The 14,814-nt window shown below is 70.3% G+C and carries 12 protein-coding genes; all 12 read right to left on the reverse strand.

Features of this window, described 5'->3' with window-relative positions:
- Positions 1–42 precede the first annotated feature (42 nt).
- Positions 43–513, reverse strand: coding sequence for a 30S ribosomal protein S7 (gene rpsG / locus AB0G14_RS01320; RefSeq protein ID WP_013735957.1), 471 nt, complete (start codon positions 511–513; stop codon positions 43–45).
- Between the two features lies 1 nt (position 514).
- Positions 515–889: a 30S ribosomal protein S12 gene (rpsL, locus tag AB0G14_RS01325; RefSeq protein ID WP_007465318.1), complete on the reverse strand. Its 375-nt coding sequence runs from the start codon at positions 887–889 to the stop codon at positions 515–517.
- Positions 890–1,384: 495 nt separating this feature from the next.
- Positions 1,385–1,813: a hypothetical protein gene (locus AB0G14_RS01330; RefSeq protein ID WP_357692782.1), complete on the reverse strand. Its 429-nt coding sequence runs from the start codon at positions 1,811–1,813 to the stop codon at positions 1,385–1,387.
- Positions 1,814–2,172: 359 nt separating this feature from the next.
- Complete coding sequence (locus tag AB0G14_RS01335; protein ID WP_357692544.1) at positions 2,173–2,544, reverse strand: hypothetical protein; 372 nt, start codon at positions 2,542–2,544, stop codon at positions 2,173–2,175.
- Positions 2,545–2,642: 98 nt separating this feature from the next.
- Positions 2,643–6,530, reverse strand: a complete 3,888-nt coding sequence (locus AB0G14_RS01340) for a DNA-directed RNA polymerase subunit beta' (RefSeq protein ID WP_357692546.1) — start codon at positions 6,528–6,530, stop codon at positions 2,643–2,645.
- A gap of 80 nt (positions 6,531–6,610) precedes the next feature.
- On the reverse strand, positions 6,611–10,042 hold the full coding sequence (locus AB0G14_RS01345) for a DNA-directed RNA polymerase subunit beta (protein WP_357692549.1): 3,432 nt from the start codon (positions 10,040–10,042) through the stop codon (positions 6,611–6,613).
- 571 nt (positions 10,043–10,613) lie between these two features.
- Positions 10,614–11,000 carry a 50S ribosomal protein L7/L12 gene (gene rplL, locus AB0G14_RS01350; protein ID WP_357692552.1) on the reverse strand — a complete coding sequence of 129 codons (387 nt, stop codon included), beginning with the start codon at positions 10,998–11,000 and terminating at the stop codon, positions 10,614–10,616.
- Positions 11,001–11,054: 54 nt separating this feature from the next.
- Positions 11,055–11,600: a 50S ribosomal protein L10 gene (gene rplJ / locus AB0G14_RS01355; RefSeq protein WP_091102532.1), complete on the reverse strand. Its 546-nt coding sequence runs from the start codon at positions 11,598–11,600 to the stop codon at positions 11,055–11,057.
- Positions 11,601–11,942: 342 nt separating this feature from the next.
- Entirely contained in the window at positions 11,943–12,632 is a 690-nt protein-coding gene (locus AB0G14_RS01360; RefSeq protein WP_357692555.1) for a hypothetical protein, read from the reverse strand.
- Positions 12,629–13,462 (reverse strand): ATP-binding cassette domain-containing protein, encoded by an 834-nt coding sequence (locus AB0G14_RS01365; RefSeq protein ID WP_357692558.1) that lies wholly within the window; start codon positions 13,460–13,462, stop codon positions 12,629–12,631. Before AB0G14_RS01365 ends, AB0G14_RS01360 begins: the two co-directional genes overlap by 4 nt.
- Before the next feature lie 77 nt (positions 13,463–13,539).
- Positions 13,540–14,256, reverse strand: coding sequence for a 50S ribosomal protein L1 (rplA, locus tag AB0G14_RS01370; RefSeq protein ID WP_357692560.1), 717 nt, complete (start codon positions 14,254–14,256; stop codon positions 13,540–13,542).
- Positions 14,257–14,336: 80 nt separating this feature from the next.
- Positions 14,337–14,768, reverse strand: a complete 432-nt coding sequence (gene rplK / locus AB0G14_RS01375; protein WP_357692563.1) for a 50S ribosomal protein L11 — start codon at positions 14,766–14,768, stop codon at positions 14,337–14,339.
- Between the last annotated feature and the right edge of the window lie 46 nt (positions 14,769–14,814).

The raw sequence follows: 14,814 nt of genomic DNA on the forward strand, positions 1-14,814 counted from the left end.
TGGTGGCGGTTCCGGCGTCACGCGGACGCCGGAACCAGGGTGTTACCAGCGGTAGTGCGCGAAGGCCTTGTTGGACTCGGCCATCTTGTGCGTGTCCTCGCGCCGCTTGACGGCGGCACCGAGGCCGTTGCTCGCGTCCAGCAGCTCGTTCATCAGCCGCTCGACCATGGTCTTCTCGCGACGGGCGCGGGAGTAGGTGACCAGCCAACGCAGGCCCAGGGTGGTCGCCCGGGCCGGGCGGACCTCGACCGGGACCTGGTAGGTGGCGCCACCGACGCGGCGGCTGCGCACCTCGAGGGTCGGCTTGACGTTGTCCATCGCCCGCTTGAGGGTGACGACCGGGTCGGTGCCGGACTTCTCACGGCAGCCCTCGAGGGCCGCGTAGACGATGCGCTCGGCGAGCTGACGCTTACCACGCAGCAGGATCTTGTTCACCAGCTGGGTGACCAGCGGCGAGTTGTACACCGGGTCAGCGACCAGCGGCTTCCGCGGAGCGGGTCCCTTACGCGGCATCTCAGCTCTTCTCCTTCTTCGCGCCGTAACGGCTGCGAGCCTGCTTGCGGTTGCGGACACCCTGGGTGTCCAGCGAGCCGCGAACGATCTTGTACCGCACGCCGGGGAGGTCCTTCACACGGCCGCCGCGGACGAGCACGATCGAGTGCTCCTGCAGGTTGTGGCCGACGCCCGGGATGTAGGCGGTCACCTCGATCTGGCTGCTGAGCTTGACACGAGCGACCTTGCGGAGCGCCGAGTTCGGCTTCTTCGGGGTGGTGGTGTACACGCGGGTGCACACGCCGCGCCGCTGGGGAGACCCCTTGAGCGCCGGGGTCTTCGTCTTGGTCGTCTTGGCCTGACGGCCCTTTCGGACCAGCTGCTGAATGGTGGGCACCGGGTTTCTCCGCTCCCTTCGGCCGCTGTGGGGCGGCCGCGCCTTCTGCCGTAGCCGGCCTGATGACCGGCTCTCCTACATTCCGACCAGGGCCACCTCGCGGAGGTCCCGGCACCCGCGGTCGGGCGTGTCGCCCAGCTCACGGTCCCGGCGTCGGCGCTCGCGCGTGTCGACCGGGGTCTTTCACCGGCACACGGCAGGCCGCGCGCCGGGTCTTTGGCTTTGTCGTGCTCCCACGCGATTTCCGGCTCGCCGGATCCAGCGCACGCACGAGTCGCCCGGGCTTGCCCGGGCACAAGGGGAAAGAGTACCTACCACAACCGCACAGGTCAAAACGGAGTGGCCGGCGTAGCGTCTCACCCGCCCGCCGATCGAACCCGTCGCGCCTGCCCGCCTGTGATGGGCACCTACGGTCACGAGTGTACCGGCTTCCCCAGGAGCCGGCCCGTCGACCCCGGGGCGGCCCCGCTCACTCCCGGCCGTCGCGGCTCCGCGTCACGCCAGCGCCACCAGCAACGCCAGCCCCAGCCCGAGCAGGCTGAGCAGCAGTCCCGCCCCGCCGCAGCTCACGCCGGCCACCGCCAGCCCCCGCCCGGTGAACCGGACCGCCGGCGGCGGCGCCGCACGGCGGATCTGCCGCAGCCCGAACAGGCCGGCGACGACCGCGCCCGCCCCCGCCAGCACGCCCAGCACGGTGAAGGCGCCGGCCGCCCAGGCGCCGCCCATGCCGGCGACCGCGCCGAAGCAGACCACCAGCAGCGCGACGAGGATCGAGACGATCCCGGCCACCAGGGAACCGACGGCGAGGCCGGAGGTGACCGGGGGCACGTCCAGGTGCACCACGCCGAACGGCGTGCCGGCGACCGCCTCGACCCGCTTCGGCGGCCGACCCGGCTCCCGCGGCGGCGGCGGAGGCGTCGTCAGGGCAGGGAAGGCGGAGCCGCCACCCCAGCCGGGACCCGAACCGGGAGCCACGCCGGGAGGCGTGCCGGGACCAGGACCCGATGGCGCGCCCCAGCCGCCGGCCGCGGGGGGTGGCGGGTATCCCGTCGGGGCGGGCGGGGCGGCCACGTCGGGCCGCGCCCACTGCCCCGCGTCGGACGGGGCGGCGTCCGGGTGCGTGGCGGGGGGCGCCGCGGGGTCGCTGCCCGGAAAGCGCGCCGGTTCCGTCACGGGTCCTCCTGTCGACGTCTCGGCGTCCACCGCCGCGCGACGGACACCGGGCCAGGCTACCGCCGGCGGGCGGACGGCCCACTCCCGGCGGGACCCGTTCCCCCGGGCGGTCAGTCCACGTTCGGCGCGAAGTCCTGCCCGTAGGGCGCGTCGGCGAGGCGGACCACCCCGACCACCACCGCGGCCACCACGGTGACCGCGACCAGGACCAGGCCCGTCCAGGCCAGCCGCTCCCCCTGGCGCAGCCAGGCCGCACCGGTCAGGAAGCCCCCCGACGCGTACGCCTCGCGGCGCGCCTGCCGGGCGAGCTGGAGCGCCACCGTGGCGGGCACCACGCCGCCGACGAACAGGCCGGTCAGCGCGCCGATCAGGCCCAGCGCGAAGACGGCCTTCGCCTTGGTGGCCCGGGCCGGGTCCGGGTCGAGCGGGTGGCGCGGCGGCACCGGCGGGGCGACGGGCGCCTGCCCGGGTGCGGTCGTCATGCCCTCCATCATGCCCCGGTCCCGCCGGATCGGGCCGACCGATCCCGGGACACGACGAGGCCCCCGGCGGCTGCCGGGGGCCTCGTCGTCCGTGCTGTTTAGCGGTACGACCCGAAGTCGAAGTCGTCCAGCGGAACCGCCTGGCCGCTGGCCGGCCCGAAGCCGTAGTCGGTCTCCGGGTAGCCGGTCATCGAGTAGACCTTGGCCTTCGCCTCCTCGGTCGGCTCGACCCGGACGTTGCGGTACTTGCTGATGCCCGTACCGGCCGGGATGAGCTTACCGATGATCACGTTCTCCTTGAGGCCGACGAGCGAGTCGCTGCGCGAGTTGATCGCCGCGTCGGTCAGCACCCGGGTGGTCTCCTGGAAGGAGGCCGCCGAGAGCCAGGAGTCGGTGGCCAGCGAGGCCTTGGTGATACCCATCAGCACCGGGCGACCGGCGGCGGGCTCGCCGCCCTCGGAGACGAGTCGGCGGTTCTCCGACTCGAACAGCGCCCGGTCGACCAGCACACCCGGCAGGAACTCGGTCGAGCCGGAGTCGATGACCGTCACCCGCTTGAGCATCTGGCGGATGATGATCTCGATGTGCTTGTCGTGGATGAGCACACCCTGCGAGCGGTAGACCTCCTGGACCTCCTGGGTCAGGTGGACCTGGACCGCGCGCGGGCCGAGGATGCGCAGCAGCTCGTGCGGGTCGATGGTGCCCTCGGTGAGCTTCTCGCCGACCTCGACGTGGTCGCCGTCGTGGGTCCGCAGCCGGACCCGCTTGGAGATCTTGTCGTAGACGATCTCGTCGCTGCCGTCGTCCGGCACCACGATGATCTTCCGCGACCGCTCGCCGTCCTCGATCCGGATCCGGCCCGGGGTGTCGGCGATGGGCGCCTTGCCCTTCGGGACCCGGGCCTCGAAGATCTCCTGGACACGGGGCAGACCCTGGGTGATGTCCTCACCCGCGACACCACCGGTGTGGAAGGTACGCATCGTCAGCTGCGTACCCGGCTCACCGATCGACTGGGCGGCGATGATGCCGACCGCCTCGCCGACGTCCACGGTCTTGCCGGTCGGCAGCGAACGGCCGTAGCACGCACCGCAGACGCCCAGCTTCGACTCGCAGGTGAGCACGCTGCGCACCCGGACCGTCTCCACCCCGGCGGCGACGATCTTGTCGACCCCGATGGAGTTGATGTCCTGACCCCGCTCGGCGACGACGGTGCCGTCCGGCCCCTTGATGTCGTCGGCCAGCGTCCGGGCGTGCACGCTGGTCTCGGCGTGCTCGTGCACGACCAGCTTGCCGTCGATCCGCTCGCCGATCTGCATCGGGATGGCGCGGTCGGTGCCGCAGTCCTCCTCGCGGATGATCACGTCCTGCGAGACGTCCACCAGACGACGGGTCAGGTAACCCGAGTCGGCGGTACGCAGGGCGGTGTCCGCGAGACCCTTCCGGGCACCGTGCGTGGAGATGAAGTACTCCAGCACGGAGAGACCCTCCCGGTAGCTGGCCTTGATGGGCCGCGGGATGATCTCACCCTTCGGGTTGGCCACCAGACCACGGATCGCCGCGATCTGCCGGAGCTGGAGGAGGTTACCGCGGGCACCCGAGTTGATCATCTTCCACAGCGGGTTCTCCTGCGGCAGCGCGGTGTCCATCTCCTTGGCGACCTCGTTGGTCGCCTTGGTCCAGATCTCGATGAGCTCGCCGCGGCGCTCCTCGGCGGTCATCAGACCACGCTGGTACTGCTTGTCGATCCGGTCGGCTTCCTTCTCGTACCGCTCCAGGATCTCCCGCTTGCGCGGCGGAGCGATGACGTCCTCCATGCCGATCGTCACGCCGGACCAGGTGGCCCAGTGGAAACCGGCCTCCTTGAGCCCGTCCAGGGTGGCGGCCAGCGCCACCTTGGGGAAGCGCTCGGCGAGGTCGTTGACGATCGCGGAGAGCTGACCCTTGCGGATCTCGTAGTTCACGAAGCGGTAGCCCTGCGGCAGCGTCTCGTTGAACAGCACCCGGCCGAGGGTGGTCTCCACGGTCAGCGGGTCGCCCTCGGCCCAGCCCTCCGGGGCGGTCCACGGCTCGGCGCCGGCGCCGTTGTCGACCCCGACCACGCCACGCAGCCGGATCTTCACCGGTGCCTGCAGGTGCAGCTCGCCGTTGTCGAAGGCCATCCGGGCCTCGGCGTCCGAGCTGAACGCCCGGCCCTCGCCCCGCTCACCGGTGGTGAGGTGGGTGAGGTGGTAGAGACCGATGACCATGTCCTGGGTGGGCATGGTGACCGGCTTGCCGTCGGCCGGCTTGAGGATGTTGTTCGACGACAGCATCAGGATCCGCGCCTCGGCCTGGGCCTCGGCGGACAGCGGCACGTGCACCGCCATCTGGTCACCGTCGAAGTCGGCGTTGAACGCGGTGCAGACCAGCGGGTGGATCTGGATGGCCTTGCCCTCGACCAGCTGCGGCTCGAAGGCCTGGATACCCAGCCGGTGCAGGGTCGGCGCCCGGTTCAGCAGGACCGGGTGCTCGCCGATGACCTCTTCCAGCACGTCCCACACGACCGGCCGCTGCCGCTCGACCATCCGCTTGGCGGACTTGATGTTCTGCGCGTGGTTGAGGTCCACCAGCCGCTTCATCACGAACGGCTTGAACAGCTCCAGCGCCATCTGCTTGGGCAGGCCGCACTGGTGCAGCTTGAGCTTCGGGCCGACCACGATGACCGAACGGCCGGAGTAGTCGACGCGCTTGCCCAGCAGGTTCTGGCGGAACCGGCCCTGCTTGCCCTTGAGCATGTCGGACAGCGACTTGAGCGGGCGGTTGCCCGGGCCGGTGACCGGCCGTCCGCGACGGCCGTTGTCGAACAGCGCGTCGACGGCCTCCTGGAGCATCCGCTTCTCGTTGTTGACGATGATCTCGGGCGCGCCGAGGTCGATCAGCCGCTTGAGGCGGTTGTTCCGGTTGATCACACGGCGGTACAGGTCGTTCAGGTCGGAGGTCGCGAAGCGGCCACCGTCGAGCTGCACCATCGGGCGCAGGTCCGGCGGGATGACCGGGACGCAGTCCAGCACCATGCCGAGCGGCGAGTTGCGGGTGTTCAGGAACGCCGCGACGACCTTGAGCCGCTTGAGCGCCCGGATCTTCCGCTGGCCCTTGCCGGAGCGGATGGTCTCGCGCAGGCTCTCGGCCTCGGCGTCGAGGTCCATGTTCTGGACCAGCGCCTTGATGGCCTCGGCGCCCATGCCGCCGGTGAAGTACTCGCCGAACCGGTCCCGCAGCTCGCGGTAGAGCAGTTCGTCGGTGACCAGCTGCTTCGGCTCCAGCTTGCGGAAGGTGTCGAGCACCTCGTCCAGGCGGTCGATCTCGCGCTGGGCCCGGTCGCGGATCTGGCGCATCTCGCGCTCTCCGCCCTCCTTGACCTTGCGCCGGACATCCGCCTTGGCACCCTCGGCCTCCAGCTCGGCCAGGTCGGCCTCGAGCTTGGCGGCCCGCTTCTCGATCTCCGAGTCGCGGCTGTTCTCGGCCTGCCGCTTCTCGGCCAGGATCTCGTTCTCGATCGTCGAGAGGTCGCGGTGACGCGCCTCGGCGTCCACGCTCGTCACGACGTACGAGGCGAAGTAGATGATCTTCTCGAGGTCCTTGGGGGCGAGGTCCAGCAGGTAGCCCAGCCGGCTCGGCACGCCCTTGAAGTACCAGATGTGGGTCACCGGAGCGGCGAGCTCGATGTGGCCCATGCGCTCACGGCGGACCTTCGACCGGGTCACCTCGACGCCGCAGCGCTCGCAGATGATGCCCTTGAAGCGGACCCGCTTGTACTTACCGCAGTAGCACTCCCAGTCCCGCTGCGGACCGAAGATCTTCTCGCAGAAGAGCCCGTCCTTTTCCGGCTTCAGGGTGCGGTAGTTGATCGTTTCAGGCTTCTTGACCTCACCGTGCGACCACTGACGGATGTCGTCGGCGGTGGCGAGGCCAATGCGCAGCTCGTCGAAGAAGTTGACGTCGAGCACTATGTCCCCTATGTCGTCGTCTGTACTGCTAGCTAGTGGGTGGGGTCGGGAGCCGGCGAGCCGGCCCCCGACCGCTCACCTCAGACCTCTTCGACCGAGCTCGGCTCGCGCCGGGACAGGTCGATGCCCAGCTCCTCCGCGGCCCGGAACACCTCGTCGTCGGTCTCGCGCATCTCGAGGGCCACACCGTCGCTGGAGAGCACCTCGACGTTGAGGCACAGCGACTGCAGCTCCTTGAGCAGCACCTTGAACGACTCGGGGATGCCCGGCTCGGGGATGTTCTCGCCCTTGACGATCGCCTCGTAGACCTTGACCCGGCCGAGGACGTCGTCGGACTTGATCGTCAGCAGTTCCTGCAGGGCGTACGCGGCGCCGTACGCCTGCATCGCCCAGCACTCCATCTCACCGAAGCGCTGGCCACCGAACTGCGCCTTACCACCCAGCGGCTGCTGCGTGATCATCGAGTACGGGCCGGTCGACCGGGCGTGGATCTTGTCGTCGACCAGGTGGTTGAGCTTCAGGATGTAGATGTAGCCGACCGCGATCGGGTCCGGCAGCGGCTCGCCGGAGCGGCCGTCGAACAACTGCGCCTTGCCGGTGGATCCGATCAGCTGCTTGCCGTCCCGGTTGGGCAGGGTCGACGCGAGCAGACCGGAGATCTCCTCCTCGCGGGCACCGTCGAAGACCGGGGTGGCCACGTTGGTGTCCGGCTCGGACTCGTGCGCCTCGATGGAGCGCAGCTGGCGCTTCCACTCGGCGTCGTCGCCGTCGACGCTCCACCCCGTCTTCGCCACCCAGCCGAGGTGCGTCTCCAGCACCTGGCCGATGTTCATCCGGCTCGGCACACCCAGCGGGTTGAGCACGATGTCGACCGGCGTCCCGTCCTCCAGGAACGGCATGTCCTCGATCGGCAGGATCTTGGAGATGACGCCCTTGTTGCCGTGCCGGCCGGCGAGCTTGTCACCGTCCTGGATCTTCCGCTTCTGGGCGACATAGACCCGGACCAGCTCGTTGACGCCCGGGGGCAGCTCGTCGCCGTCCTCGCGGGAGAAGGTACGCACGCCGATGACCGTGCCGGTCTCACCGTGCGGCACCTTCAGCGAGGTGTCGCGGACCTCGCGCGCCTTCTCACCGAAGATCGCGCGGAGCAGCCGCTCCTCCGGGGTCAGCTCGGTCTCGCCCTTGGGCGTGACCTTGCCGACCAGGATGTCGCCGGGGACGACCTCGGCGCCGATCCGGATGATGCCGCGCTCGTCGAGGTCGGCGAGCATCTCCTCGCTGACGTTCGGGATGTCGCGGGTGATCTCCTCCGGGCCCAGCTTGGTGTCCCGGGCGTCGACCTCGTGCTCCTCGATGTGGATCGAGGTGAGCACGTCCTGCTGCACGAGGCGCTGCGACAGGATGATCGCGTCCTCGTAGTTGTGGCCCTCCCAGCACATGAACGCCACGAGCAGGTTGCGCCCGAGCGCCATCTCGCCCTCGTCGGTGCACGGACCGTCGGCGATGACCTGGCCGGCCTCGACGCGGTCGCCCTCGAAGACCACCGGCTTCTGGTTGACGCAGGAGCCGGCGTTGGAGCGGCGGAACTTGTGCAGCAGGTACGTGCGGCGGTGGCCGTCGTCCTGGTGGATGGTGATGTAGTCGGCGCAGAGGTCCTCGATGACGCCACCGACCTCGGCGACCACCACGTCACCGGCGTCGACCGCGGCACGGTATTCCATGCCGGTGCCCACCAGCGGCGACTCGGCCTTGACCAGCGGCACCGCCTGGCGCTGCATGTTCGCGCCCATCAGCGCCCGGTTGGCGTCGTCGTGCTCGAGGAACGGGATCATCGCGGTCGCGACCGAGGTCATCTGCCGCGGCGACACGTCCATGTAGTCCACGGCCGCCGGCGGGACGTCCTCGGTCTCGCCGCCCTTACGGCGGACCAGGACGCGGTCCTCGGCGAACGACCCGTCGGCCGTCAGCGGCGCGTTGGCCTGCGCCTTGACGAACCGGTCCTCCTCGTCCGCGGTCAGGTAGTCGATCTGGTCGGTGACCCGACCGTCGACGACCTTCCGGTACGGCGTCTCGATGAAGCCGAACGGGTTGACCCGGGCGAAGGTGGACAGCGCGCCGATCAGGCCGATGTTCGGGCCTTCCGGCGTCTCGATCGGGCACATCCGGCCGTAGTGGGACGGGTGCACGTCGCGGACCTCGAAGCCGGCCCGCTCCCGGGACAGACCACCCGGGCCGAGCGCGCTCAGCCGGCGCCGGTGGGTCAGGCCCGCCAGCGGGTTCGTCTGGTCCATGAACTGGGACAGCTGCGAGGTGCCGAAGAACTCCTTGATCGCCGCCACCACCGGGCGGATGTTGATCAGGGTCTGCGGCGTGATCGCCTCGACGTCCTGGGTGGTCATCCGCTCGCGGACGACCCGCTCCATCCGGGACAGCCCGACCCGGACCTGGTTCTGGATCAGCTCGCCCACCGTACGCAGGCGCCGGTTGCCGAAGTGGTCGATGTCGTCGGCCTCGTAGCCCTCCTCACCGGCGTGCAGCCGGCAGAGGTACTCCACGGTGGCGACGATGTCGTCCTCGGTCAGCGTGCCGGTGGTGATCGGCACGGCCAGCTCGAGCTTCTTGTTGAACTTGTAACGACCGACCTTGGCGACGTCGTACCGCTTCGGGTTGAAGAAGAGGTTGTCGAGCAGGGTCTGGGCGTTCTCGCGGGTCGGCGGCTCGCCAGGGCGGAGCTTCCGGTAGATGTCTAGGAGCGCCTCGTCCTGGCCGGCGATGTGGTCCTTCTCGAGCGTGGTCATCATCAGCTCGGACCAGCCGAACCGCTCGCGGATCCGCTCGGCCGACCAACCGATGGCCTTGAGCAGGACCGTGACGGCCTGCCGGCGCTTGCGGTCGATGCGAACGCCGACCGTCTCGCGCTTGTCGATGTCGAACTCCAGCCAGGCACCCCGGCTGGGGATGACCTTGACGCTGGAGAGGTCGCGGTCGGAGGTCTTGTCCGGCTGCTTGTCGAAGTAGACGCCCGGGGACCGGACGAGCTGGCTGACCACGACGCGCTCGGTGCCGTTGATGATGAAGGTGCCCTTCGGCGTCATCATCGGGAAGTCACCCATGAACACCGTCTGGCTCTTGATCTCGCCGGTGGTGTTGTTGGTGAACTCCGCGGTCACGAACAGCGGGGCGCAGTAGGTCAGGTCCTTCTCCTTGCACTCCTCGATCGAGGCCTTGACCTCGTCGAAGCGCGGAGCCGAGAAGGAGAGCGACATGGTGCCGGAGAAGTCCTCAATGGGACTGATCTCGTCGAGGATCTCCGCGAGACCCGAGCGTGCGTGCGGGTCGTCCGCCGACCGGCCCTGCCAAGCCTCGTTGCCGACGAGCCAGTCGAAGGACTCGTTCTGGATGGCGAGGAGGTTGGGGACCTCGAGGTGTTCGGTGATCCTGCCGAATGAGACTCGGCGGGGAGCGAATGCGCTCGACGTACGACTGGTCTTCGCAGGGCGGGAAGCTGCCAAGATGCGTCCTTCCGAGGACCGGTGCTGCAGAACGGCTGGTACGCGTGCACTCCAATGACCCCGCCAGAATTATCCGTAAACGGACATTTCCGAGCAGGGGTCAAGTCGGAAGGCAGCGCAAACTAGCAGTGTAGCCGAGAGGCTAACCGCTGTCCAGCCCACCCCGCAGGTCGTCGCGGAACGTGCCTCGGGACCCCCTGGAACCGGGTCTCACCGGGCCGCTCGGAACGCGACGTTCCTGCCGGGCCGCTCGGGTGTTGCGGCCGATGGTGCTGCCGCTGTCATTACCCAAGTGGTGGCCGTTGCAAGCGCGGAAGGTCTTGCTGGTGTCAGCGTGCCTGTCAGCCCGGGGCCGCGTCAAGGGCCGGCATCCGGGTCGCCCCGTCTTTCCCACCCACGGGCTACCGCCACGCACCGGGTACGCGCCGACGCCAGGCGTGGACGCCCTGCTCACCGCGCTGCGACCGGGTCACCAAGACGGCGGGCGGCGATCCACTGTCGGATCACCGCCCGCCGTGACGCGGTGTGCCCCGGCTCACGTGAGCCGGACGCGCGCCTGGTCGACCTCAGGTCACTTGAGGGTGACCTTGGCGCCCTCACCCTCGAGCTTGGCCTTGGCCTTCTCGGCGGTCTCCTTGTTGGCCTTCTCCAGGACGGCCTTCGGAGCGGCCTCGACCAGGTCCTTGGCCTCCTTGAGGCCCAGGCCGGTCAGCTCGCGCACGACCTTGATGACCTGGATCTTCTTGCCGCCGTCAGCCTCGAGGATGACGTCGAACTCGTCCTTCTCCTCCTCGACCGGGGCAGCCGGGCCAGCCGGGCCGGCCGGGCCAGCGACGGCGACCGGAGCCGCGGCGGTGACCTCGAAGGTCTCCTCGAACTGCTTCACGAACTCGGAGAGCTCGATCAGCGTCATCTCCTTGAACGCGTCGAGCAGCTCGTCGGTGCTGAGCTTCGCCATGTCTGGCGTCCTTTCCTGAATCTGTTAGGTAAGAACTGGGTGCGCCGCGGGGCCTCAGGCCGCCTCGGCGCCCTCCTTCTCGCGCTTGTCCGCCAGGGCGGCCGCCGCACGGGCGGCCTTGGAGAGCGGGGCCTGGAACAGGGCCGCGGCCTTGCTCAGGTTGCCCTTCATCGCGCCGGCCAGCTTGGCCAGCAGCACCTCACGGGACTCCAGGTCGGCAAGCTTCGTGACCTCGGCCGCGGAAATGGCCTTGCCCTCGAAGACACCGCCCTTGATGACGAGCTTCGGGTTGGCCTTCGCGAAGTCGCGAAGGCCCTTCGCCGCCTCGACGACGTCGCCCGAAACGAAAGTCAGCGCGGTAGGACCGGTGAACATCTCGTCGAGACCGGAGATGCCAGCGTCGGACGCGGCACGCTTCGCGAGCGTGTTCTTCGCGACCGTGTAGCTGGTCTCCTTACCGAGCGAGCGCCGCAGCTGGGTGAGCTGGGATACCGTCAGACCGCGGTACTCGGTCAGCACCGTGGCGCCCGCGTTGCGGAAGCTCTCGGTCAGCTCAGCGACGGCCGTGGCCTTGTCGGCCCGGATCGGCTTGTCCGCCATGTCCCTCCTCTCTCGTTGCTCGAGGCTGGTCACCGTCGTCGGCCGGAGCTTTCGACGGGAGCGGAGGCATCACGAGAACGAGAAAGCCCCGGCGCAGGGCGCACGGGGCGAGGGCCGGGACACGGGCACAGTCGGCGGACCGTGCTCAGCACCGATTTTCGCTTACCGCCCTGCGCGGGTCGCCCGTCGTCGCGGGACCTTCGACCGTGCCGGGGCACGGTGACCAGCGGTCTCTGGGTGGAACTTCGCGCCAAGGTTACGCGAAGATTGCCCTGACCACCAAATCGCCCCCGGGTGCACCACGTCACCCCTCCGGTGGGACCCCCGGGAGCGGGCCGCCGGTCAGGGCCGGGTGCGACGCCGCCACAGGTAGGCCGCCCCGGCGCTCGCGCTCCACGCCGCGGCCCAGCCGGTCAGCAGCGCCACGGTCGGCGCGGCCAGGTCGCCGGCGGCGGCCCGCGCGGTCGCCATCACCGGCGGCGCCAGCCACGGCGCCACCGAGCCGCTCAGGCCGAGGGCGACCGCGCCGACCCCGCCGAGCGCCAGCACCGCGACGCCGTAGCCGGCGCTGCCCGCGCAGGCGCGGCTGGCCAGCGCCCCGAGCGCCACCGCGGCGGGTACGGCCAGCAGGTGCGCCCACAGGCCGACGGCGATGCCGAGGGGCACCGAGCGGTCGTCCGGCCCCACCGGGCCGGCGACTCCGCCGACCAGCCAGGGGAAGACCAGCGCGACGACCACCGTGCCGAGCCCGGCCACGCCGGCGGCGAGCAGGCCGGCCAGCCGCTCCCGGCGCACCCCGACCAGCGCCTGGGCCAACCGGCGCTGCACGTCGGGCTCCACGTCCAGCAGCACCTTGGTCTGCCAGGCCAGCACCGGGAAGAGCGCCACCGCCGAGACGCCGTACGCCTCTCCCGGCTGGGCCCGGCCGCCGCCGTAGAGGACGCCGAGCGCCACCAGGCCCGCGAGCAGCGGCGCCAGCGCCCGCCCCGTCCGCAGGAAGCCGGCCAGCCGCAGCCGGAGCAGGGCGGTCACCGCGCTCCCCCGGTGGCCGGACCGGTCGGCTCCGCCAGGCCGACCTCCGCCGTCCCCTCGGCGGTCGCGACCCCGTCCGGCATGCCGGACGGGGTCGGCGCCTCGGGGCGTACGCGCAGGACGTGATGGCCCTCGGCGCGCAACCGGGCGACGGTGCCGGCGACCCGCGCGGCCGGCACCGCGACCTCGACCACCACCATCGCCGCGTCGGCCGGTGGCGCACCCTCGGTGACCGTGCCGTCGGCCACCGTCCAGCGGCGGGCGCCGGGCAGCCGGGCGATCTCGCCGCGGTGGTCGCTGACCAGCACCGACCCGCCCGTTGCCAACACCTCGGCGATCACCGTGGGCACCAGGTCCCGGGTGGCGGCGTCGAGGCCCTCCCACGGCTCGTCGAGCACCAGCAGGCCGGGGGTACGCAGCATCGCCTGGGCCAGGCCGACCTTCTGGGCGGTGCCCTTGGACAGCTCCGGCAGCCGGACCCGACGGAACCGGGCCAGGCCCAGCCGGTCGGTCCAGTGGTCGACCGCCCGGCCCGTCGCCGCCGAATCGAGGCCGGCGACCCGACCCATGGCGGTCAGGTAACGCTCGACGGTGAAGGGCTGGTCGGCCGGGAAACGCTCCGGGACCCAACCGACGTGTCGGGGCCGGTCGATCACGCGCCCCCGGCTCGGCCGCAGCACCCCGGCCGCCACCTGGAGCAGGGTCGACTTGCCCACGCCGTTGCGGCCGAGCACGACCACGACCTCACCGGAACCGACCCGCACATCCGTCTCCCGCAGCACCCACGGCCCGCGCCGCCGGTACCGCAGCCAGACGTTCTCCAGTCGCACCCGACCGAGCATGCCACAGCGGAAAGGGAACGGGGCGCCGCCACGATGTGGCGACGCCCCGTCACGGGTGCGGGTGCTCAGCCCTCGGCCGAGCCCTCCTGCAGGTTCTTCACCAGGTTCGGGTCGACCGGGACGCCCGGGCCCATGGTGGTGGTGAGGGTGACCTTCTTGAGGTACTTGCCCTTCGCGGCGGACGGCTTGGCCCGCAGGACCTCGTCGAGGACCGCCGCGTAGTTGTCGATCAGCTGGGTCTCGGAGAACGAGGCCTTGCCGATGATCAGGTGCAGGTTGGAGTGCTTGTCCACCCGGAAGGTGATCTTGCCGCCCTTGATGTCCGAGACGGCCTTGGTGACGTCCATGGTCACCGTGCCGGTCTTCGGGTTCGGCATGAGACCGCGCGGGCCCAGGATCCGCGCGATCCGGCCGATCTTGGCCATCTGGTCCGGCGTGGCGATCGCCGCGTCGAAGTCGAGCCAACCACCCTGGATCCGGGCGACCAGCTCGTCGGTGCCCACCTCGTCCGCACCGGCGGCGGCGGCCTCCTCGGCCTTCGCGCCGGCGGCGAAGACGATCACGCGGGCGGTCTTACCGGTGCCGTGCGGCAGGTTGACCGTGCCGCGGACCATCTGGTCCGCCTTGCGGGGGTCGACGCCGAGGCGCATCGCGACCTCGACCGTGGCGTCGAACTTGACGTTGGTGGTCTCCTTGGCCAGCTTCACGGCCTCGGCGGGGGTGTAGAGCTTGGACCGGTCGATGACCTCGGCGGCCTTGCGGTAGCTCTTGCTGCGCTGCATGGTCTGGTAACTCCTGTGGTCTATGGCGGGCCGCGGCGTCCGCGCACCCTCCCACGAACTGGATCTGGCGGTGACCGAGGTCAGTCGGTGACGTTGAGGCCCATCGACCGGGCGGTGCCGGCGATGATCTTCTCGGCCTGGTCGATGTCGTTGGCGTTGAGGTCGGCCATCTTCTTCTCGGCGATCTCGCGCACCTGGGCGCGGGTGACCGAGCCGACCTTCTCCTTGTGCGGGACGCCCGAGCCCTTCTGCACGCCGGCGGCCTTGATCAGCAGCCGGGCGGCGGGCGGGGTCTTCAGCACGAACGTGAAGCTGCGGTCCTCGTAGACGCTGATCTCGGCGGGGACGATGTCGCCCCGCTGGGCCTCGGTCTGCGCGTTGTAGGACTTGCAGAACTCCATGATGTTCACGCCGTGCTGGCCGAGCGCGGGGCCGACCGGCGGCGCCGGGGTGGCCTGGCCCGCCGGCAGCTGAAGCGTGAAAGTCTTGACGAGCTTCTTCTTCGGAGGCATGTCTCTTCCTGGGGCTTGGAACTGGGAAAGGTGCCGGCCGCGGGCG

It is taken from the genome of Micromonospora sp. NPDC023814 (assembly GCF_040639595.1).
Lineage (GTDB): Bacteria > Actinomycetota > Actinomycetes > Mycobacteriales > Micromonosporaceae > Micromonospora.

Excerpts from the sequence above, each read along its gene's own strand:
- rplJ (WP_091102532.1), bottom strand. The coding sequence starts at position 11,600 with ATGGCGGACAAGCCGATCCGGGCCGACAAGGCCACGGCCGTCGCTGAG.
- rplA (WP_357692560.1), bottom strand. The coding sequence starts at position 14,256 with ATGCAGCGCAGCAAGAGCTACCGCAAGGCCGCCGAGGTCATCGACCGG.
- AB0G14_RS01335 (WP_357692544.1), bottom strand. The coding sequence starts at position 2,544 with ATGACGACCGCACCCGGGCAGGCGCCCGTCGCCCCGCCGGTGCCGCCG.
- rplK (WP_357692563.1), bottom strand. The coding sequence starts at position 14,768 with ATGCCTCCGAAGAAGAAGCTCGTCAAGACTTTCACGCTTCAGCTGCCG.
- rpsG (WP_013735957.1), bottom strand. The coding sequence starts at position 513 with ATGCCGCGTAAGGGACCCGCTCCGCGGAAGCCGCTGGTCGCTGACCCG.
- rplL (WP_357692552.1), bottom strand. The coding sequence starts at position 11,000 with ATGGCGAAGCTCAGCACCGACGAGCTGCTCGACGCGTTCAAGGAGATG.